Origin of the sequence: Hymenobacter psoromatis, assembly GCF_020012125.1 — a bacterium.
Lineage (GTDB): Bacteria > Bacteroidota > Bacteroidia > Cytophagales > Hymenobacteraceae > Hymenobacter > Hymenobacter psoromatis.
Genome location: NZ_JAIFAG010000001.1, coordinates 2,646,535 through 2,665,739, shown reverse-complemented (window position 1 = coordinate 2,665,739; position 19,205 = coordinate 2,646,535). Strand labels below are relative to the sequence as shown.

The 19,205-nt window shown below is 62.8% G+C and carries 18 protein-coding genes; 6 read left to right on the top strand and 12 right to left on the bottom strand.

What is annotated here, in order from left to right; genetic code table 11:
* Positions 1-69 precede the first annotated feature (69 nt).
* The 5 genes from LC531_RS11625 to LC531_RS11605 form a co-directional block, all read right to left on the bottom strand.
* Complete coding sequence (locus LC531_RS11625; RefSeq protein WP_223650460.1) at positions 70-543, bottom strand: META domain-containing protein; 474 nt, start codon at positions 541-543, stop codon at positions 70-72.
* A 153-nt stretch (positions 544-696) separates the two neighbouring features.
* Entirely contained in the window at positions 697-1,557 is an 861-nt protein-coding gene (locus LC531_RS11620) for a transporter (protein WP_223650459.1), read from the bottom strand.
* Positions 1,558-1,712: 155 nt separating this feature from the next.
* On the bottom strand, positions 1,713-4,202 hold the full coding sequence (locus LC531_RS11615) for a M1 family aminopeptidase (protein WP_223650458.1): 2,490 nt from the start codon (positions 4,200-4,202) through the stop codon (positions 1,713-1,715).
* Positions 4,203-4,349: 147 nt separating this feature from the next.
* Positions 4,350-4,814 carry a CHRD domain-containing protein gene (locus LC531_RS11610; protein ID WP_223650457.1) on the bottom strand — a complete coding sequence of 155 codons (465 nt, stop codon included), beginning with the start codon at positions 4,812-4,814 and terminating at the stop codon, positions 4,350-4,352.
* Positions 4,815-4,883: 69 nt separating this feature from the next.
* Complete coding sequence (locus LC531_RS11605; RefSeq protein ID WP_223650456.1) at positions 4,884-5,342, bottom strand: CHRD domain-containing protein; 459 nt, start codon at positions 5,340-5,342, stop codon at positions 4,884-4,886.
* 346 nt (positions 5,343-5,688) lie between these two features.
* Between LC531_RS11605 and dnaK the strand changes: the two genes are divergently transcribed.
* Entirely contained in the window at positions 5,689-7,620 is a 1,932-nt protein-coding gene (gene dnaK / locus LC531_RS11600) for a molecular chaperone DnaK (RefSeq protein WP_223650455.1), read from the top strand.
* A 352-nt stretch (positions 7,621-7,972) separates the two neighbouring features.
* Complete coding sequence (locus LC531_RS11595) at positions 7,973-8,653, top strand: LEA type 2 family protein (RefSeq protein WP_223650454.1); 681 nt, start codon at positions 7,973-7,975, stop codon at positions 8,651-8,653.
* A 126-nt stretch (positions 8,654-8,779) separates the two neighbouring features.
* Here the strand turns inward: LC531_RS11595 and LC531_RS11590 are convergent, their stop codons facing one another.
* Entirely contained in the window at positions 8,780-9,874 is a 1,095-nt protein-coding gene (locus LC531_RS11590; protein ID WP_223650453.1) for an endonuclease/exonuclease/phosphatase family protein, read from the bottom strand.
* Between the two features lie 121 nt (positions 9,875-9,995).
* On the opposite strand from LC531_RS11590, the gene LC531_RS11585 reads away from it, so the two are divergent.
* On the top strand, positions 9,996-10,610 hold the full coding sequence (locus LC531_RS11585) for a MarC family protein (protein WP_223650452.1): 615 nt from the start codon (positions 9,996-9,998) through the stop codon (positions 10,608-10,610).
* A 32-nt stretch (positions 10,611-10,642) separates the two neighbouring features.
* Here LC531_RS11585 and LC531_RS11580 read toward each other — a convergent pair whose 3' ends face one another.
* The 3 genes from LC531_RS11580 to LC531_RS11570 all read right to left on the bottom strand — a co-directional run bounded on the left by LC531_RS11580 (position 10,643) and on the right by LC531_RS11570 (position 12,917).
* On the bottom strand, positions 10,643-10,876 hold the full coding sequence (locus tag LC531_RS11580) for a hypothetical protein (protein ID WP_223650451.1): 234 nt from the start codon (positions 10,874-10,876) through the stop codon (positions 10,643-10,645).
* A 53-nt stretch (positions 10,877-10,929) separates the two neighbouring features.
* Positions 10,930-12,075, bottom strand: coding sequence for a glycoside hydrolase family 43 protein (locus LC531_RS11575; protein ID WP_223650450.1), 1,146 nt, complete (start codon positions 12,073-12,075; stop codon positions 10,930-10,932).
* A 125-nt stretch (positions 12,076-12,200) separates the two neighbouring features.
* Complete coding sequence (locus tag LC531_RS11570; protein WP_223650449.1) at positions 12,201-12,917, bottom strand: 3-ketoacyl-ACP reductase; 717 nt, start codon at positions 12,915-12,917, stop codon at positions 12,201-12,203.
* A gap of 173 nt (positions 12,918-13,090) precedes the next feature.
* Between LC531_RS11570 and LC531_RS11565 the strand changes: the two genes are divergently transcribed.
* Positions 13,091-14,062, top strand: coding sequence for an NAD(P)H-quinone oxidoreductase (locus tag LC531_RS11565; protein ID WP_223650448.1), 972 nt, complete (start codon positions 13,091-13,093; stop codon positions 14,060-14,062).
* Between the two features lie 56 nt (positions 14,063-14,118).
* Here the strand turns inward: LC531_RS11565 and bcp are convergent, their stop codons facing one another.
* The 3 genes from bcp to LC531_RS11550 all read right to left on the bottom strand — a co-directional run bounded on the left by bcp (position 14,119) and on the right by LC531_RS11550 (position 17,444).
* Entirely contained in the window at positions 14,119-14,574 is a 456-nt protein-coding gene (gene bcp / locus LC531_RS11560) for a thioredoxin-dependent thiol peroxidase (RefSeq protein ID WP_223650447.1), read from the bottom strand.
* Positions 14,575-14,657: 83 nt separating this feature from the next.
* Positions 14,658-16,715 (bottom strand): M23 family metallopeptidase, encoded by a 2,058-nt coding sequence (locus LC531_RS11555; RefSeq protein ID WP_223650446.1) that lies wholly within the window; start codon positions 16,713-16,715, stop codon positions 14,658-14,660.
* 114 nt (positions 16,716-16,829) lie between these two features.
* Positions 16,830-17,444, bottom strand: coding sequence for a fumarylacetoacetate hydrolase family protein (locus tag LC531_RS11550; RefSeq protein ID WP_223653940.1), 615 nt, complete (start codon positions 17,442-17,444; stop codon positions 16,830-16,832).
* A gap of 217 nt (positions 17,445-17,661) precedes the next feature.
* Here LC531_RS11550 and LC531_RS11545 point away from each other — a divergent pair, with 217 nt between their 5' ends.
* Together LC531_RS11545 and LC531_RS11540 are read left to right on the top strand one after the other, a co-directional pair.
* The gene (locus LC531_RS11545) at positions 17,662-18,426 is read left to right on the top strand and encodes a M48 family metallopeptidase (RefSeq protein ID WP_332874880.1); all 765 of its coding nucleotides are present in this window, start codon (positions 17,662-17,664) and stop codon (positions 18,424-18,426) included.
* Between the two features lie 133 nt (positions 18,427-18,559).
* On the top strand, positions 18,560-19,174 hold the full coding sequence (locus tag LC531_RS11540; RefSeq protein WP_223650444.1) for a hypothetical protein: 615 nt from the start codon (positions 18,560-18,562) through the stop codon (positions 19,172-19,174).
* Positions 19,175-19,205: the final 31 nt, after the last annotated feature.

Sequence of the window (19,205 nt, the reverse complement as noted above, 5' to 3'; positions counted from 1 at the left end):
ATAGCAAAAGAACGTCATGCTGACGAAGGAAGCATGACGTTCTTTTGCTATTCAACACCCATCACCCATTTACCGCAAAAAAACGGCTTCAAACTGGGCTACGGGGTCGCCTGAGCGCTGGGGGTTGTTGTAGAGCATCAGGGTGTTGCCAGTGATGCGGTAGGCGCGGGTCGCGTCGAGGGCCTGGGTAAAAGCCTGCTCCGTATCGAGCGCGGGGCAGGCGATGCGGGTGCTGAGAATCGGCTCAAACTGCAGCTCGCCGTCATCGGTCACCGGCTTTAGGCCACCCCGAAAGCGGTTGCAGCCGCCCTGACCCTCAGCGGTACCTGACCCACTAATGAACAAAAACGGCTCCTGGCCCTCCGTGAAGGTTTCGCTCATGGGCTGGCTGCCTACCTGGCGCAATACCCAGCGGGTATTGCGCAGGGGAGCATCAGGGGTGATGGTGGTCATGGGCGGGGCAGTGGTGCCCCGGTCGGTAGGGCGCTGGCAGGCAGTGCCGGCCACCAGCAGCCAGGGTAGTAAAAGAGCGACGCGACGCATAGAAACAAGCCGAAAAGGAAAGCCAGCCCGCCCGATGCGTGGCTTGCTGGTGGAGAAGAGCCCAAAGTACGGTTGGCAAGTTAGCGCGGTTTTTAACTTAGCCTACCAGGCCCCCGGTGCAGGACTAAATGTTGAGTCCTGGAAGGCCCTTCCTTAGTGCTCGCCGTTGCCGCCCAGCCGCAGGCCCAGGCCCAGCCCTACCGTAGTGGCCCCGGCCTGCGGGCCGCCCAGCACCCGGCCCAGCGTAGCATCGAAGCGCAACCCGGTCCAGGGCCGGTAGTAGAGGCCGGCGGTAGCGCCGGTCGTGAGCTGCTGGTGGCCCTGGCCGTAGCCTTCCACAAAATACCCTACTCTATCGGTGAAGGGCGCGGTGAGGGCCAGCGTGCCCAGGTACTGGCCAGCCAGCGCATCGTGCGCCGTGAGGCCCGGCTGGCTGAAGCCAAAATTGCCCACCAGCGCGGCGCGGCGGCCCAACTGCTGGCTCAGCAGCAGCCGCCCGCCGGGGCCCCAGGTGCCGCGGCGCAGGCCGCGCTGGCCGGTGCCGGGCACCGCGGCTTCAAACAGCAGGCTGGCTTGAAAGCGGCTGGCCCGGTCGGGGGTGAGCAGTAGCTTGATGCCCACCGTGAGCGGAGCCCAGCCCGTGGAGTCGGGGCGGAGGGTGGGGGTAGGGCCCTCGCCCCGGCCCCGCGCCGCCGCGCCCGCCGGCCCGAATGCGTAGTTCTGCGTCAGGCGCAGCTCCAGGCTGCTAAAAAAGCCGATGCGCAGCGTAGTGGCCTGGCTTGGCAGCCCTACCCCCCCGCCGGGCGCGAGGCGCTGCCAGCCGGTTTCGAGCTGAAACTCGCCCGGCCGCAGCACGCCGGGCGTAATGCTGAGGCCGGGCCGGTCGGGCCGAATGGGCCGCACCCAAGGCGCGTCGGTAGTTTCGGAGTTTTCTTCCGGCGTATTCTGGGCCAGGGCGGGGATGAGGCGGCCCGCAAGCAGGACGGCCAGCACCAGCGGAGTGGTCTTGCGCATGGCCCCCCGGACGCGTGGCCGGCCGCGATAGTTCACCCCACATGCAAGCTTCATCCGGGCCGCGCAGCCCAGCTGTTTCGGACGGTCTAAAAAAAGGAGGGGGTAGAGACCTCCGCACGGCCCTACCCCCTCCTTTTCTTGCTAAACGGCTCAGGCTACTTCGCGGCCTCAATGGCTTGCACGGCTGCCGTCACGGTCGCCTGGTTTTGGGGGCCGTGGGGCCGGCCGGCCTGGGCCTCCGCTCCTTTCTGCAGCACGCCAATCAGCGCTTTATCGTAGCCCCGCGCCTTGAGTTGGGGCAGTACGGCCAGGGCCTGAATGCGGGCCACATCTTCGCTAAAAGCGGTGGGGTCGTCGAGGCGGGGCAGCATCTGGGTCAGGGCCGGGATGAGGCCGTATTTGCCGCGTCCCTGGGCCGCGTCGTAGGTCGTGCGGAGGTAGTTCCACTGCTCCAGACCGCCTTTTTGGGCGTATATCATCGTCACGGCCGGGGCCAGGTGGGCGTCGCCTTCCAGCGTTTTGGCACGGGCCAGCGCAGTGTTCGGGTTGAGCTCGGATAAGCCCATCAGGGCCGCGCCCTGCACCAGGTACGACTGGCTGCTGAGGGCGGCGGACAGCGTTTTCTCGTCCTTCTTATCCTTCAGCTTGCCCAGGGCCACCAGGGCGGCGGCGCGCACGTGGTTGTCGGGGTCGGTGGCAGCGAGCTGGCGCAGGGTGGGCGCGGCGGCTTTGGCCACGGCCTTGTCGTCCAGCTTCAGCCCCTCGATGGCCGCCTCGCGCAGCCCGTGAAACTTGTCCTTGAGGGCGGCCAGCACCACGGCGCGGGCGGCGGGGCTGCTGGTTTGCTGGGCCACGGCCGCTTCCAGGGCTTCGCTGCGGTCCACGTAGAGTGGGGCGTGGCTGTATTGGTACAGATACTCGGCCAGGGGCTTGTTGTCGGTTTTCTGCCAGAGGGTAAACTTGTCGGCATCCACGTTCACCAGCATGGGCCGGGCAGCCAGCGGCATAGTGAAGGTCTGAGTGGCCTCGGTCATGGTCACGCGCTGGCGCTGCACTTTGCCGTTCACGTAGTAATCAATGGCCAGCGGCAGCCGGAATATCTTGTCGGGCTGGGTCTGCTTGATGGTCACGCTTTGCGTCTTGCTGCCCGCGTCCCAGGCGTAGTCGATGCTCACCACCGGCTGGCCGCTGCCGTAGTACCACTGGTTGTAGAACCAGTTCAGGTCCTGGCCCGACACGGCTTCCATCGCCAGGCGCATCTGCTGCGCCTCGCCGTTACCAAACTTATTATCAGTCAAGTACTTCTGCAAGCCGGCGAAGAATACGTCGTCGCCCAGGTAGGTGCGCAGCATCTGCACGATGGCCCCGCCCTTCTGGTAGCTCACCAGGTCAAACACGTCCTCGCGGTTGTTATAGTGGAAGCGCACCAAGTTCTTGGTGGCGTCGCGGGGGCTGGCCAGATAGGCCTCGCGGTAGCGGTAGTTATGAGCATCGGCCTCGTCCTGGCCGTACTTATGCTCGGCGTAGAGGGCCTCCGAAAAGTCGGCCATCGACTCGTTCACCGTGATGTTGGACCACGACTCGGCCGTGACATAATCACCAAACCACTGGTGAAACAGCTCGTGCGCAATCACCGATTCCTGGTCGTAGCTGCGGTCCAGCAGCTCGCGTTCGGTCATTTGCACCTGCTCGCCGTGCAGCGTGGCGGTGGTGTTTTCCATCGCCCCGCTCACGTAGTCGCGGGCCACAATCTGACCATACTTATTCCACGGAAACTCCACGCCCAGCCGGGTCGAGAAAAACTCCAGCATGTCGGGCGTGTTGCCGAAAATCTGCTTGGCGAAGGGCGCGTACTTGGGCTCCAGGTAGTAGCTGACCTCCTTGCCGCGCCAGGTATCCTTGGTGATTTTGAAGTCGCCCACGGCCATCATAAACAGGTAGGGCGCGTGGGGCAGGTCCATCTTCCAGGTGTCGGTGCGCAGGCCGGGGCCGGCGGGCTTCTGGCTTACCAGGCGGCCGTTGCTGAGAGTCGTGTACTTGGCCGGCACGGTCATGGCAATCTCCTCGGTCGTCTTCTGGTTGGGCCGGTCGATGGTCGGAAACCAGGCCGACGAGCTTTGCGTCTCGCCCTGGGTCCAGATTTGCACCGGCTTGCCCGCCACCGCGCTGTCGGGGTTGATGAAATAGAGCCCCTTGGCATCGGTAATGGCCGCCGAGCCCTGTACCTTCAGCTCATCGGGCTTGGCCGTATACTCAATGTACACCATGTACTCCTCGCCCGGCTTATAGAGCCGGCCTAGGTTAATGTGCAGGTTATTCTTATCCGAATACTCAAACTTCAAAGGCTGCTGCGCCCCGCCGCTCACCAGAGCCACGCTCTTAATATCCATGCCCTGAGCATCGAGCCGCAGGGTATCGGTGGCGTAGGCGTGGGGCTTCAGCGTCACCCATTCCTGTCCGTAGAGGTAGCGCTTGGCGTAATCGAAGCGCACGGCCAGCCGCGTGTGCACCAGGTCGTTGGTCTTGGTGGCCGAGGGCTGGTAGGGCGCGTCGGGCGCGGCGGTGGGGGTAGTGGGGGCCTGGGCCTGGGCCACTACGGCCAGCAGCAGGCAGCCCGGCAGCAGCGCGGCGAAAACTGATTTCATGGAATAAAATAAAAAAGCGAAGCGGCAGCGCCTGAGCCTTACTGGACCCGGCCGCCGCCGCAAAGGTGCTACGCGCCGCCGCCAAATGCAACGAGCCGGCCGCTAGGGTAGCGGCCGGCTCGACTAAAGCGTTAAAATCATGAGGGGTTACTTGGCCACCACCACGGCGCGAATCTCCCCGGAATTTGGGTATTTAGCGGTGTGCAGGTTGGCGTATAAGTTGCCGGCCATTAGCGCGTCGGCCTGCGCCTGGTTCAGCGTAGCGGTGCCCGTGATGGGCGAGGTCAGGCTGGGAAACGAGATGGTGACCGGGCCGTTGGTACCCGGCGCACCAATGTGAAAATGCCCCGCGGTGGCCGGCCCCGACAAGTCTTGGTAGGTAACGGTGTAGGTGAGTACCATCGAGGTCTTATCATACGTACCCGTCACGTTGCCCGACCCGTTGGATTGCACCGCCGGGTCGCTGGCGTTGATGGTAACCGAGTTGGCTGAGCTGAGCGAGCCCGAAAGCTGCATAGGCGGCGGCGCGGGGGCGGGGGTATCGTCTTTCTTCTTGCAGGCGGTAGTAGCCAGGGTGAGCGAAGCCAGAGCGATGAGGAGAGCTTTGTACATCAAGTAGTTGGTGAAAATAGGATTAAAATCACCAGGCCCGCTTCAAAATTGATGCCGTCCTCTGCGTGCTTACTTCACTACGACGTTGGCGCGAATCTCGCCCTTCGGATACATGGCGGTATGAATATTAGCATACACGTGGCCTAGCTGAAAGGAATCGGGCTGCGCAGCGACTAGCGTAGCGGTTCCGGTGATGGTGCCGCTGGTACCGGTCGGTAGGTTAGAGAACGGGATGAATATAGCTCCAGCGTGTTTTGGGTCGCCATAGTGAAAGTGCGCAACAGTTGGCGGTCCCGTAAGGCCAGAGAAGGTCAACGTATAGTTGAGAACCTTGCTAGTCGGGTCATAGGTGCCGGTTACGGTGCCAGTGGCTGTTGAAGCGCTCGGCGGGTTAACGGAATTGGCCGAGTTGAGCGAGCCCGAAAGCTGCATAACTGGTGCGGGCGCGGGCGAATCGTCTTTCTTCTTGCAGGCCGTAGCTAGCGTCAGTGCGGCTAGGGCCGTAGTAGCGAAAAAGGTAATTTTCATGAGCACGTTAAAAATAAAATGTTTAAAAGGCAAAAACTGGTCAGTAATTGGGTATGATACTGGAAATAAGGCGAAAAGTTTGGTAAAGTGAGGATAATGGCTGAGGCGTCCTACCCCCCCAACTCGTCATTGACCCGGCCTAAACAGCCACTCTGCTAAAGCGGCAGGCCGGCCGCCGGGTTCGCCCGCCCATCCGGCCGGGCTGGCAGCCACCGCCGGCTTATTCCGTCATTCTGGCAGCAAAATGCGGCTGGTACGGCCCTTGTACTAGCAGGCCCAATGGCCGCGTAGCCGGCATTCCAACCAGACATCTCCTCTTTTTAACATCTTAGCACCCACCAGCATCATGGGCAAAATCATTGGTATTGACTTGGGCACCACCAACTCGTGCGTCGCCGTTATGGAAGGCAACGAGCCGGTCGTAATTCCTAACTCCGAAGGCCGCCGCACTACCCCCTCCATCGTCGCGTTTCTCGATAATGGCAAGGGCGAGCGCAAAGTCGGCGACCCGGCCAAGCGCCAGGCCGTTACCAACCCTAAGAACACCATCGCCAGCATCAAGCGCTTCATGGGCCGTAATTTCTCGGAGGTTTCGGCCGAGAGTAAGTACGTTGCCTACGACCTGACGCCTGGCTCTAACAATACGGTAGCCGTCAAAATTGGCGACCGCAACTATACGCCTCAGGAAATTTCGGCTATGATTCTGCAAAAGATGAAGCAGACCGCTGAAGACTATCTGGGCACCACCGTGACCGAAGCCGTTATCACGGTGCCGGCTTACTTCAACGATGCCCAGCGCCAGGCCACCAAGGAAGCCGGTGCCATCGCGGGCCTCGACGTGAAGCGCATCATCAACGAGCCCACGGCCGCCGCGCTGGCCTATGGCCTCGATAAAAAGCATAAAGACCAGAAAATCGCCGTGTACGACCTCGGCGGCGGCACGTTCGATATCTCTATTCTGGAACTGGGCGACGGTGTGTTTGAGGTGCTCAGCACTAATGGCGACACCCACCTCGGCGGCGACGACTTTGACCAGGTTATCATCGACTTCCTGGCTGACCAGTTTAAGAGTGAGAACGACGGCCTCGACCTGCGCAACGACGCGATGGCCCTCCAGCGCCTGAAGGAAGCCGCCGAAAAGGCCAAAATTGAGCTGTCCAGCTCGAACGAAACCGAAATCAACCTGCCCTACATCACTGCCACCGCCAGCGGCCCTAAGCACCTGGTAGTGAAGCTGACTCGCGCCAAGTTTGAGCAACTCAGCGATGAGTTGGTGCGCCGCTCGATGGAGCCCTGCAAAAAGGCTTTGTCCGATGCTGGCCTCTCGGCCGCGCAGGTAGATGAAGTGATTCTGGTGGGCGGTTCGACCCGCATCCCGCGCATTCAGGAAGAGGTGGAGAAGTTTTTCGGCAAGAAGCCTTCGAAAGGCGTAAACCCCGACGAGGTAGTAGCTATCGGCGCAGCCATCCAAGGCGGCGTGCTCACCGGCGAAGTGAAGGATGTGCTGCTACTCGACGTGACCCCGCTGAGCCTGGGTATTGAAGTGCAGGGTGGGGTGATGAACCGCCTCATTGAGTCTAACACCACCATTCCGACCAAAAAATCGGAAACCTACTCAACCGCTTCGGATAATCAGCCCTCGGTCGAAATTCACGTGCTGCAAGGCGAGCGGCCGTTGGCCAGCCAAAACCGCACTATTGGCAAGTTTCACCTCGACAGTATCATGCCCGCTCCGCGCGGCGTGCCGCAGATTGAAGTAACGTTTGACATCGACGCTAACGGTATCCTGAACGTGACTGCCAAGGATAAAGGCACCGGTAAAGAGCAGAAAATCCGCATTGAAGCCAGTAGCGGCCTCACCGAGGCTGATATCGAGCGGATGCGTAGCGAAGCCGCTTCTAATGCCGACGCCGACAAGGCCGAAGCTGAGCGCATCAAGAAAATGAACGACGCCGACTCGCTCATCTTCCAGACCGAGAAGCAGCTCAAGGAGTTTGGCGACAAGCTCAGCGGCGGTAACAAAACCGCTGTCGAAAGTGCCCTTACCGACCTCAAGAAGGCCCACGACAGTAAGGATGTGAACGGCGTAGATGCCGGCGTAGCCGCCCTCAACAAAGCATGGGAAGCCGCTTCGCAGGAGATGTATGCCGCGGCCGGCGCGCAGGGCGGCCAGCCCGACGGTGGCCAGGGTTTCCCCGGTGCCGATGGCCAGAACGGCCAGGGCCAGCCTGCCGACCACGTAACCGACGTGGACTACGAGGAAGTAGACGGCAAATAAAATCGCCGATTAACGCCGATTGAGCGGGTTCCGCAGATTCAATCGGCGCGCTTAGGAAAGGCCGGGAGCTGTTGCTTCCGGCCTTTTTTTGTGCGGGTGGCATTTGTGCGGGGGGTAGCAAGAATAGGACTTACGCACTCCTCAGCAAACCTCTGCGGGAAAAACCAGCTGACCGCGTTGCGTAAGTCCTGTGAGAATTGTCTTTGCGAAAGTTGGGCGCGGCCGGGTCAGCACCGAGCCAAAGCCCGCGTTTATCCTATTGGCTTACCCGTTGGGCGAAAAGGCGGCTCGCGGCATGATTTTTATACCTTGATTTGCCAACCAATTAGCTAAGTCCTCACGTAAGTTCGGCATGAGTAGTTCTAGGTTTTTACGACAGCGCTTCGGGTCGCTACTTCCCGCGCTGGGCCTGCTGGCTGCCACGAGCTGCACCCTGCGCGAAACTCGCCAGGAAGTGACCCCGAGCGTGGAGCCTCAGTTTACGGTGCGGGCCGTGGAGCAGGCCAGCCTGGGCACTCTCGACGTGCTACCCCTGCGCACCCCGGCCGACGTGGACCTGCCCCGCCGCAACGAGCTGATTGAGGGCTACGTTAACAAGGACCTGCCGCTGAAGATGCGCCTGCGGCTGAATGCTTACAACCCCAACCTGGAGGCCGTGGCCGTAACTGGCCTCGACTATACCGTGCTGGTCGATAATAAGGTGCTGGGCGCGGGCCGGATGCCATTGGCCCTGGAGCTGCCTTCCCGCGACTCGGTGCGCCTACCCCTCTCTTTTGAGCTGAATACGTACAAGCTGCTCGGCGACGACGCTATGCCGGCCCTGCGCAACTTTGCCTTGGGCTTTGGCGACCTGCACCGGCAGCGCGTGACCCTGCGCCTGCGTCCGCTGGTGCGCAATGGCCGGGGCCGCCTCAGCAGCCTCATCAAGCGCCCGCCACTGCCCGTGGTGGCTAGCCGCGAAAAAGCCCCGCCCGCGCGCTCCACCGCCGATGCGCCGGTAAAACCGTTGCCGCACGGCGTGCAGCCGTTGTAGGGAGTAGCGCGATTTTTATAAATCGCGCTACTCCCTTAGGGCCGCTTTACGAGACCAATTGCATAACGGCAAATATTGTCCTACACAGGCTGCCTGTCGTCCTGGTTGGCTACTTGTCCGCACGCCTTAAGCTACTTTCTCCTCAATGGCCTCCCGGATTTTCAGGCGGGCTTCGAGGCGGTCGGCGGCGTTCATTGCTTCCAGGCCGGCTTCCTGGGCCTGCCAGCCCTGGGGCTCGTAGCTGAGGCGAATATAGATGGGGTAGTGGTCGGAGCCGATGTGCGGCAGGCGCTTGAGGTCCTGCAAACGAAAGTGGGCCGAGTGAAACACGTGGTCGAGGGGCCAGCGCAGCAGCTTGTAATCGGCGTGGAAGGTGGGTAGTAGGCCCCGGCCCACGCGCGGGTCGAGAAGCCGCGCCAGCCGCCGAAACAGCTCGGAGGTGCGCGACCAGGCCACATCGTTGAGGTCGCCGGCCACGATGGTGGGCCCGTCGTGGGCCTGAATGGCGCGGCCCACCAGCAGCAACTCGGCATCGCGCCGGGTGCTGGTTTTAGATTCTTGCGGGGCCGGCGGCTTGGGGTGCAGAAAGTGCAGATTGGCCTCCACGCCGCTGGGCAGCCGCACCCGCCCGTGAAACGACGGTACGCCGGGGTCGAGAATAAATTGTATCTCCTTGCTAACCAAGGGTAGGCGCGAAAAAACCAGCATCCCGTAGGTATTGGGCAGCGGCGCGTGGCAGGTGTAGGGGTAGTCGGGGGTAAGCCGTTGCAGCTGGCTCAGCCACCACTCGTCGGTTTCGACGGCCAGCACCACATCAGGCCGCTGCTCGCGGATGACGCCCAGGCAGCGCGAGGCATCGCGGTTGTACATTAGCACGTTGGTCACCAGCAGGCTGAGGTGGTTGGGGTCGTTGGGCGGGCGCTGGCTATCGCGCACCTGCCGGCGGTGCCAGGGCGTGTAGGGCCAGATGCGCGCGGCCTGGTAGAGCACCGCCGCCCCCAGGGCCAGCAGCACCGCCGGCGCGTGCGCCAGCGCCAGCGCGCCGGCCGGCAGCAGTAGCAACAGGCCCAGCAGCAGGCCCGCCACTATCTGTAGGCGTGGGAAGTCAAACACCCGAATCCACCAGGCCGTTTGGCGCAGCAGGGGTAGCAGCGTGGCCACCAGCCCCGCGCTGCCCAGCAGCAGCCCCAAAGCATTCACAAAGTATAAAAAAGCGGGCACGCGCGGAAGGACGGGGGTAGGGAGACGAGAGCGTAAAGATGGGCCGCCGCCGCGTAACTCAAAACGCGACCACGGGCTACCCTGGCCCGGCAACCAATTATCCGGCCAATACCTTTGCGGCATGGAAGTACTGATTCTCACCTTCACTACGCTCTTCTCAGTCGTCAATCCGTTCGGCGCCATGCCGGTGTTTTTGACCCTTACCGATAGCGACACCAACGCCGTGCGCACGGCCATTGCCCTGCGCGCCTGCCTCTACATGGTGGCGGTGTTGCTGGTGGCTTTTTTTGGGGGGCAGTATATTCTTAACTTCTTCGGCATCAATATTCAGCACCTGCGCATTGCGGGTGGCATCCTGCTCATGCGCTCGGCCTTCGACCTACTCACGCCGGGGGCCAACCGCGACCGCGTGGGCCCCGCCGCCCTCGAAGAAAGTATGCAGAAGGACGACATCAGCTTCACGCCGCTGGCCATGCCCATGCTCTCGGGGCCGGGCTCGATGGCGCTCTGCATCGGCTTCATCCGGCCCTCGGTGGCCGATAAGCTTTTCACGGTGCTGGGCTTCGGGCTGGTGGCAGCGGCCGCGTTTCTGATTCTGGTGTCGTCGCTGCGGCTCACGCGCTTCCTGGGCCGGCCGGGCATGGCGGCGCTGGCCCGCGTCATGGGTTTTCTCACGCTGGCCATCGGGGTCAGTTTCTTTGTCACGGCCGTAAAAGCGCTTTTTCACGTGGCGTAAGCAGCCGCCCCAGCCTGGCCCCTACCCCCGGTTTAAAGCTTGAACTTGCGCTTGCCAGTGTCAGCGCGGTGGTCCAAGCGGTCTTCTTTGCGCACCAGCTTGGGCTCTTTGCTCAGGCTCTTACCGTGCCGCACGGTGTGGGCGTGGTCCATTTTGCGGTCGGCCCGCATTTGCTTAGCCACGCCGCGCGGGGTGTTTTGGGCAAAGGCAACGCAGCTGGCCGCCGCTAGCAGCAGGGCGGTGATTAAGAAAAACGGGGTTCTCATGGGAAAGGGCAGAAAGGACGCAAAAGCTGTCTGCGTAAAAACGCCGGGTAAGGTTACGGCCCCGGCTCGCCGCTGGGGCGGGGTAGGGGCTGGCCCGCCGCCACGGGCTCGCCGCTGGGGCGGGGTAGGGGCTGGCCCGCCGCCACGGGCTCGCCGATGTTGGGCCAGCCGTCGGCGGTCCAGGTAAAGGGCTGGGCGCGGGGCGAGCGCAAGTCGCCGCAGCCCTGGCCGGGTTGCGAGTTAGCGTGGTACAGAATCCAGTCCTGGGTGCCGTCGGGCGACTTGAAAAAGCTATTGTGGCCCGTGGCGTACACGCCCGCCGTGGCGCTCTGCTTCAGCACGGGCTCGGGATTTTTCACCCAGCTGCTGGCTTGCAGTAAATTCGCATCGGCCGATGCCTTGAGCGCGCCCAGGGCGTAAGCATCAGTCCAGCAGGCGCTGGCTGAGTACATCAGAATCAGGTCGCGGCCGTGGTGCAGTACCTCCGGGCCCTCATTCACGTCGATGTGGGGCGGGTCGTTAAGGTTGCTCAGGTCGCCGTATTTTTCCCAGGGGTAGGTCGGCTTCGACACCAGCGTGCGGGCGCTTTCCACGGTCCAGGGGTTTTGGAGGCGGGCCAGGTAGATGTCCTGGCGGCCGTTGGCTTCCCCATCCCAGCCCGACCACACCAGGTACAGCCGGCCCTTATTCTCAAACACCGAGCCGTCGATGGCCCAGCGGTCGGTCGCATCAGTGAGCTTGCCCTTGCTTACCCAGGTGCCCTCCAGCGGGTCAGCGGAGCTGTTTTCGAGCACCCACAGCCGGTGCGAGGCATTGGTGCCCGCATCGGCGGCGTAGTAGAGATACCACTTGCCGTTGAAGAAATGCAGTTCGGGAGCCCAGATATCGTGCGAGTTGGGGCCGGTAGCGGGCGGCGTCCAGACCACCTTGCTCGGCGCGTCTTTCAACCGGCTCATCGCCCGCGTTTTCCAGAGCTTGATGCCGTTCTGGGTCGAGTTGGTGTAGTAATAATACCCGTTGTGGTAAATGCTCCACGGGTCGGGGCCAACGGGTAGCAGCGGGTTGGTGAAGGTGGCCGCGGGGACGACCGTCACGGTCGCAGTAGCAGCCGGGGCAGTGGAGCTAGCGCAGCCCCCTACCCCCCCTAGCCAGAGCAGGCCCAGCAGCTGGCCGGCGCGGTAAGTACAACGACTAAGCATGGGGGTAAAAGTAAAGTTTCCTGAGAAAAAGCAACCGGGCGCACTTCCCCGCCAACAAGGGGGTAGGGAAATTCTACGCTTACCCCAACGGCGCGCCGGGGCAGCACCTGCGCTGACGACGGAGCTTACGGGTTAGTAGACCACAGCCCCGCCTCCTTGACGAAGATGCGCCGGTTCAGCTTCAGCTGCGCCACCACAAACTCGGCAATGTCGGCGGGCTGCATCACTTTTTCGGGGTTGCCATCGGTGAGGTTGTTGCTGATGGCCAGCTCGGTAGCTACCGTGCTGGGCGTGAGGGCCGACACCCGGATGTTATGCTTGCGCACCTCCTGCATCAGGGCTTCGCTCAGGCCCATCACCGCGAATTTGGAGGCGCTGTAGGCGCTGGTGCCCGCCGCCGCGCGCAGGCCCGAAGTCGAGGAAATGTTGATGATGTCGCCCGTCTGCCGCGCTATCATGGCCGGCAGCGCGGCGCGCGTCACGTAGTACACCCCCAGCAGGTTCACCCGGATAATGTGCTCCCAGTCGGCCACCGGCATGTCCATAAACTTGGCAAACGTGCCGATGCCGGCGTTGTTAATCAGGATATCGAGCGGGCCCAGCTCGCCGGTGATGTGGGCCACGGCGGCGTTCACGGCGGCTTCGTCGGCCACATCGGCGGCGGCCACGCTGGTTTTTACGCCTAGCTGTTGCAGCGCGGCGGCTACTTCGCGCAGCTGGTCTTCGGAGCGGGCCAGCAGGCCCACGTGCACGCCCTCGTGGGCTAGCGCCTCGGCAATGGCCTGGCCAATGCCCTTGCCCGCGCCCGTGACGAGGGCGACTTTACCGGTTAGGTTTTCCATGAATCAAAAAATAAAGGGTGGGAGTAAAAGAAGGCGAAATAACGGCCCGCTCGCTGCGTGAGGGTAGGGCACCTGCCCGCGGGCGGGCCGCCCTACCCCCACGCACACAACCCAACAAGCCGGCCAGAGGTTGGTAAGCAGCGGCAACTACTCCCACCAAGCCCCGCCTCCCCATGAACGCCATCGTCATTACCCGCCCCGGCGGCCCCGAAGTACTGGAGCTGCAAGCGCGGCCCCGCCCCGTGCCGGCTGCCCACGAAGTGCTCATCCAAGTAAAAGCCGCCGGCCTCAACCGCTCCGACCTGGGCCTGCGCGAAGGCAAGTACGGCGGCGCGCCGGTGGCCGGCGTAGTGCCCGGCCTGGAAATAGCCGGCGAAGTAGTGGCGGTGGGCACCTCAGCCCCGCGCTGGGGGGTAGGCGACCAGGTGTGCGCCCTGCTCACCGAGGGTGGCTACGCCGAATACGCCGCCGTGGATGCCCGGCACTGCCTGCCGGTGCCCGCCGGCTGGTCGGTGCAAGAGGCCGCCAGCTTACCCGAAACTACCTTCACGGTCTGGTCCAACGTGTTTCAGATGGCCGCCTTGCAGCCCGGCGAAACGGTACTGGTGCACGGGGGCAGCAGCGGCATCGGCCTCACGCTTATTCAACTAGCCAAGGCGCTGGGTAATAAAGTGCTGGCCACCGCCGGCACCGCCGACAAGTGCCGCACCTGCGAACAATTCGGCGCGGCCCGCTGCGTGAATTATAAGGAAGAAGACTTCGAGCAGGCGTTTAAAGACGAAAAAATCAACGTCATCCTCGACATGGTGGGCGGCGACTACCTCGCTAAAAACCTGCGCTTGCTGGCTACCGACGGCCGCCTGCAGTACATCAACGCCATGCAGGGTGCCAAGGCGGAACTCAACCTGCTGGATATCATGAGCAAGCGCCTGCACCTCAGCGGCAGCACGCTGCGCCCGCGCTCCGCCGAGTTCAAGGCCGCCCTGGCCGCCGCGGTCGAGCAGCACGTGTGGCCGCTGGCCGCCAGCGGCCAGCTCCGGCCGGTTATTTATAAAACATTCCCGCTGGCCGAAGCCGCTCAGGCGCAGCAGCTGATGGCCAGCAGCGAACACATCGGCAAGATTCTGCTGGTGAATGAGGGGTAGGGAGTTAAAAAGAACGGTCATGCTGACGAAGGAAGCATGACCGTTCTTTTTAACTCTTAATCTCTCTTCAGCACCTGCGCGGCGTGCTCCTTGGTATCGGGCCGCTTGATAACCTGCTCAATCAAACCATTGGCATCAATCAAAAAAGTGGTGCGCACCGTGCCCCAGTAGGTTTTGCCGTAGTTTTTCTTTTCCTGCCACACGCCGTAGGCGTTCACGATGGCCTTATCGGCATCGGCGACGAGCGGGAAATTCAACTCGTACTTGGCCGCGAACCGGGCGTGCGAGGCCGTGTCGTCGGTGCTCACGCCCACCACCTGGATGCCCTGGGCGGCGAGTTGGCCTTCGTTGTCGCGCAGGTTGCAGGCTTGGGCGGTGCAGCCGGGCGTATCATCCTTGGGATAAAAGTAGAGCACCACGCGCTGCCCGCGCAAACTACTTAGGGTGAAGGGGTTGCCGTGCTGGTCGGGCGCGGTAAAGTCGGGAGCCGGGGTGCCGGGTTCGGGAAGCATAGTTTTAGTGAGTAGTGGTCAGGATGCAGTGATAAATGACCGTAGAGATGCGACCCTTCGCGTCTCGCGCCGTTGAACAACGTTTATAAACTCAGCGGAATAACCCGCTCATTACCAACCTGGTCGGTGAGGCGCAGCTCGGCGGGGCCGTGCAGGGCGGGGCCCAGCGTGTCGCTGGCTACGGTGAAGAGCGTGGCATTCTTGTACTCGTAGCGCAGCAGCCGGAAGCGTCCGCCAATCAGCAGTTTATACGAGTTGAGGCCCGACATATCGTCGCCCACTCTGAACAGCAATTGGCCGCCCGCCCGGCTCAGTAGCCGGGCCTCGGGGGCCTTGCGGTCGGTGTAGAGGCGGAACGAGCCGAACTGCTTGACGGTGGCCGAGATGCGGCTGCTGTCCTCGTTCCAAAGGCCGCCCACGTAAGCCCGCCCGCCGCCCGCCGACACGCTGTAGATGGCGGTGCGGCGGCGGTCGGTGGGGGGGGTAGCGGGCCGCAGGCTCAGGCGCAGCGGCAGGTAGAGCGGCACCAGCGCCGAGCCGATGGTCCAGCTCTCAGGGGCGGTAGGGCCGGCATCGGGCCGGTGGCTGGTACTGAGATAAAGCGGTGAAAACAGCGTTTGCGGGCCAAAAACCAGGTTTACGTAGGGCGTGGCGTAGCTCGTTTCCTGGTTGGCCGGTATCATTGCCTGGCGGTCGAAGGCCAGGTGCGCCTCGCCCAGCAGCAGTGAATCGGGCAGGCCGGCGCGCAGGTCGTAGAGGTAGGTAGTAGCCGCGCCCACCGAGTAGCTGGGCCGTAGCGCCAGCTGCCGCCCGCCCCGCCGCAGTAGCAGATATTGCGGCTGGCCGGCTGTGTCGAGGGGCGCGTGCAGGGCCGTGGCGCGCAGCAGGTTGCGCGTGATGTCGTAGCTGAGCTTGGGACGGGCGGCGGGGGTAGGAGTAGGGACCGCGCCGGGCAGCCGGGCGTAGTCGGCGGGCTGCTCACCGCGGAGGATGAGGCGGGCCGTGGCCTTGTTATCGTAGGCATCGGCCAGCTCAAAATCAATGGTATACACCTGGCCGGCGGCCACGTCGAGCTTACCCTGGCCCAGGCCGGGCGGGGTAAAGAAGGGCAGGTCGTTGCCCTCATCCACCCACAGCTTTTGCAGGGTGCGGCCGTGGGTGCGGGCGTAGGCAAAGTCCACAAAGTTGTTGACCTGCCGCGTGCCGCTCGGAAACGGCACGGCGTCAATCACATACTGAAAGTGCGGCTGGCCGTTCACGCGCACCGTCACGCGCTGGATGCCGTTCTTGTTCCACACTTTATCAAACCGGTCGAAGCCCTGCAAGAGCAGCCCCACCGACCCGAAGCACGACACCGTATCGGGCCACACGGTGGCCGCGCCCGGCAGCGGCTGCATCCGGGGCACCAGCAGCGCCCGCTCGAAGCGCCCCGCTACCCGCGCCCCAATGGCCAGTGGCTCCACGGCCAGCGCCTGGAGGGTAGGACCGGTATGGTCCTGAATTTCCGCAAAGCCGCCCCACTGCAAGGGGTTCAGCTGGCGGTCCTGCGCATCGCGCACTTCCCAGTGCAGGTGCGGGCCCGCCGAGCCGCCCGTGTTGCCCGACAGCGCTACCACCTCGCCCCGCCGCACCGGAAACTGGTCCTTCGCAAAAAACAACTCTAGCTCGTAGGTCTGCCGGGCGTACTGCTGGCGCAGCAGCTCAGCTCCGGCCGCGCCCCCAAACTTATTGAGGTGGCCGTACACGGTCGTCAGGCCATTCGGATGGGTGATGTACAGTACGTTGCCGTAGCCGAAGGCCGACTGCTTGAGCCGTGAGATGTAGCCGTCGGCCGCCGCGTACACGGGCTTGTTCACGCCGCCGCCCGTCTTGATGTCGAGGCCGCCGTGGAAGTGGTTGGGCCGCAGCTCACCCATGCTGGCCGCCAGAAACCCCGGCTGGCCGGGCGCAATCGGAAACAGAAAGTAGCCAGGGGCCACCGCCACCCGGCCGGCCGGCGCGGCCGGCTTTATCGGCCCGCTCACGCGGCGGGTGGTGGTGTCGTCCTGGCCTTCGTCCTGGCCGCGGCCGCTCAGGGTCAGCAACAGTAAGCCGCCCAGCGCCGGCAGCGCTAGCCGGCGCACTAATTTGATAATAAACAAGATAAAGTAAATTGGATAGCAAGAAAATGTAGAGACGCGACCCTTCGCGTCTCTCGCCATGCGCGTCGATTTTCCGACGCCGAGAGACACGAAGGGTCGCGTCTCTACATTCGTTCAGCGCACGGGCACTTCCAGAATTTTTTCGTCTTCCAGGTAGCCCACCAGCTCGTCGCCGGGCTGCACCGGACCTACCCCGGCGGGCGTGCCCGTAAAAATCAAATCGCCCTGCTTGAGGGTGATGTACTGCGACACGAAGGCGATAATCTTATTAAACGGGTGCAGCATGAGGCCTGAATTGCCCTGCTGGCGCACGTCGCCGTTCACGTCGAGCCGAAAATTGATATTGGTCAAATCAGCAAACTCGGCCACCGGCCGGAAGGTGGGCGAGATGGGAGCCGAGCCGTCGAACGCCTTGGCCAGCTCCCAGGGCAGGCCCTTTTTCTTCAGCTCGCTTTGCAGGTCGCGGGCCGTAAAATCGATGCCCAGGCCAATGGCGTCGAAGTAAGTAGGGGCAAACTGCTCCTCCACGTGGCGGCCGTTTTTGCAGATGCGCAGCACCAGCTCCAGCTCGTAGTGCACATCGTGGGAAAAGGCGGGCACGAAAAACGGCTGGCCGCGCTGCACCAGCGCCGTTTCGGGCTTGAGGAAGATGACCGGGGCGGCCGGCGTTTCGTTGTGCAGCTCAGCAATATGGTCGGCGTAGTTGCGGCCGATGCAGATAATTTTCATGGACGAGGTTGGCGGAAAAACGAGGGGTAGGGCGGGGCTGGCGCGGGCCACCCGCCACCACAAAGTAAACATTTTCCCCGCCCGGTTGCGTATAGCCCCCACGGCCGCGCCGCCAAAATGGCCCGCTTTTGGCTAACCGGCGGCCGGCCTACCGCTCTCTTTCTCTAAACCTTAGTAGCTTTTTTTCATGTTCAAAAGAATAATCCTAGCTAGTAGCTTGCTTCTCACTGCCGGCTGCACTACCGTGCCCATCACGGGCCGCCGCCAGCTCAGCCTGGTTTCGGATAGCGAGATGAACACGCTGGCCATCACGCAGTATAAGCAGACGCTCGGCCAGGCTAAGCTCTCGACCAACGCCACCGAGATAGCCGAAGTGCGGCGCGTGGGCCAGCGCATCTCGCAGGCCGTGGAGCTGTATTTCAAGCAGCAGGGCCAGTCGGCGCAGCTCGATGGCTACCAGTGGGAGTTTAACCTCATCGACGACCCCAAAACGGCGAATGCCTGGTGCATGCCCGGTGGCAAGGTGGCGGTGTACTCGGGTATTTTGCCGCTTTGCAAGGATGAAAATGGCCTGGCCGTGGTGATGGCGCACGAGATTTCGCACGCCGTGGCCAAGCACGGAGCCGAGCGCATGAGCGACCAGCTAGTGGCGCAGTACGGCGGCACGGCCTTGTCAACGGCCCTGTCGCAGAATCCGTCCGCCACCACGAACCTGTTTCAGCAGGCCGTGGGCGTGGGCACGCAGGTAGGGCTACTCAAGTTCAGCCGCCGCCAGGAGAGCGAGGCCGACCACCTGGGCCTGATTTTTATGGCAATGGCCGGCTACAACCCTGAGGGCGCGGTGCCGTTCTGGCAGCGCATGGAAGCCCAGAACCAGAGCACTACCCCCGAATTTCTCTCCGACCACCCCGCCGATGCCACCCGCGTAGCCGATATCAAAGCCCAGATGCCGGAAGCGCTGAAGTATTACAAGCCGCGTTAAGGAAGTCGGAAACTAAGAACGAAGAGCCGAGAAGTAGTTTTTATTTAGTTAATAAGTAGCGACTGTTCAGGAATTAAGGGGTTGGGGCAATAATCTGCTCCGTATCCCATTCTGGAGTTCTAACCTAGAAAATATGCGTGCATTATCCCGTTTGTTTGGTTTATTGCTTCTGGGACTGCTTGGCGGCCTGGTGCTGCTCAGCTCCTGCGAAACCGCCCGCACCAGCAAAGCCAATGACGAGGCCAAGCAGATGCAGGACCTGAGCAACGCGGCGGGAGCCTCGCTGCTGGGCATCGCGGGCAGCCGCCAGGTAATGCGCCTCGACCACCAGGGTGAGGTGCAATATAAGATACCCCAGTCGGCGGTGGCAGCGGCGCTCATCCGGCAGCTTCACGACGGCACGGTTATCGACCAGGTGCAGGTGCGAGCCGCCCCCGGCAGCGACGCCAAGCAGCCCGTGTACTACCTCATTGGCCTAGGCCACCGCAACGGCGGCTTCCGGGCCATTGCCATCCCCCTGCACGGCACCGATGATAGTACCTATTACCTCATCCCCACGGCCGGCCGCTACATCATTACGGGCGTGGGCTGCCGCACCTGCTACTTCGATTTTGAGGCCGGCCATATCATCGGCACTACCTGCGAGGACAACTCCGGCGGCAGCAGCTGCTCGTTGCAGGTACTCAATGCCAACCAGGTTTTCACCGGCTCCCGGCCAGCCGCCCCGCCCCAAAAGAAACGCCGATGAGCCACGCCGTCAAATGGGCCCTGCGCCTGAG

Coding starts and splice junctions, on each gene's coding strand:
- LC531_RS11625 (WP_223650460.1), bottom strand. CDS start 543: ATGCGTCGCGTCGCTCTTTTACTACCCTGGCTGCTGGTGGCCGGCACT.
- LC531_RS11620 (WP_223650459.1), bottom strand. CDS start 1,557: ATGCGCAAGACCACTCCGCTGGTGCTGGCCGTCCTGCTTGCGGGCCGC.
- LC531_RS11615 (WP_223650458.1), bottom strand. CDS start 4,202: ATGAAATCAGTTTTCGCCGCGCTGCTGCCGGGCTGCCTGCTGCTGGCC.
- LC531_RS11610 (WP_223650457.1), bottom strand. CDS start 4,814: ATGTACAAAGCTCTCCTCATCGCTCTGGCTTCGCTCACCCTGGCTACT.
- LC531_RS11605 (WP_223650456.1), bottom strand. CDS start 5,342: ATGAAAATTACCTTTTTCGCTACTACGGCCCTAGCCGCACTGACGCTA.
- dnaK (WP_223650455.1), top strand. CDS start 5,689: ATGGGCAAAATCATTGGTATTGACTTGGGCACCACCAACTCGTGCGTC.
- LC531_RS11595 (WP_223650454.1), top strand. CDS start 7,973: ATGAGTAGTTCTAGGTTTTTACGACAGCGCTTCGGGTCGCTACTTCCC.
- LC531_RS11585 (WP_223650452.1), top strand. CDS start 9,996: ATGGAAGTACTGATTCTCACCTTCACTACGCTCTTCTCAGTCGTCAAT.
- LC531_RS11580 (WP_223650451.1), bottom strand. CDS start 10,876: ATGAGAACCCCGTTTTTCTTAATCACCGCCCTGCTGCTAGCGGCGGCC.
- LC531_RS11575 (WP_223650450.1), bottom strand. CDS start 12,075: ATGCTTAGTCGTTGTACTTACCGCGCCGGCCAGCTGCTGGGCCTGCTC.
- LC531_RS11570 (WP_223650449.1), bottom strand. CDS start 12,917: ATGGAAAACCTAACCGGTAAAGTCGCCCTCGTCACGGGCGCGGGCAAG.
- LC531_RS11565 (WP_223650448.1), top strand. CDS start 13,091: ATGAACGCCATCGTCATTACCCGCCCCGGCGGCCCCGAAGTACTGGAG.
- bcp (WP_223650447.1), bottom strand. CDS start 14,574: ATGCTTCCCGAACCCGGCACCCCGGCTCCCGACTTTACCGCGCCCGAC.
- LC531_RS11550 (WP_223653940.1), bottom strand. CDS start 17,444: ATGAAAATTATCTGCATCGGCCGCAACTACGCCGACCATATTGCTGAG.
- LC531_RS11540 (WP_223650444.1), top strand. CDS start 18,560: ATGCGTGCATTATCCCGTTTGTTTGGTTTATTGCTTCTGGGACTGCTT.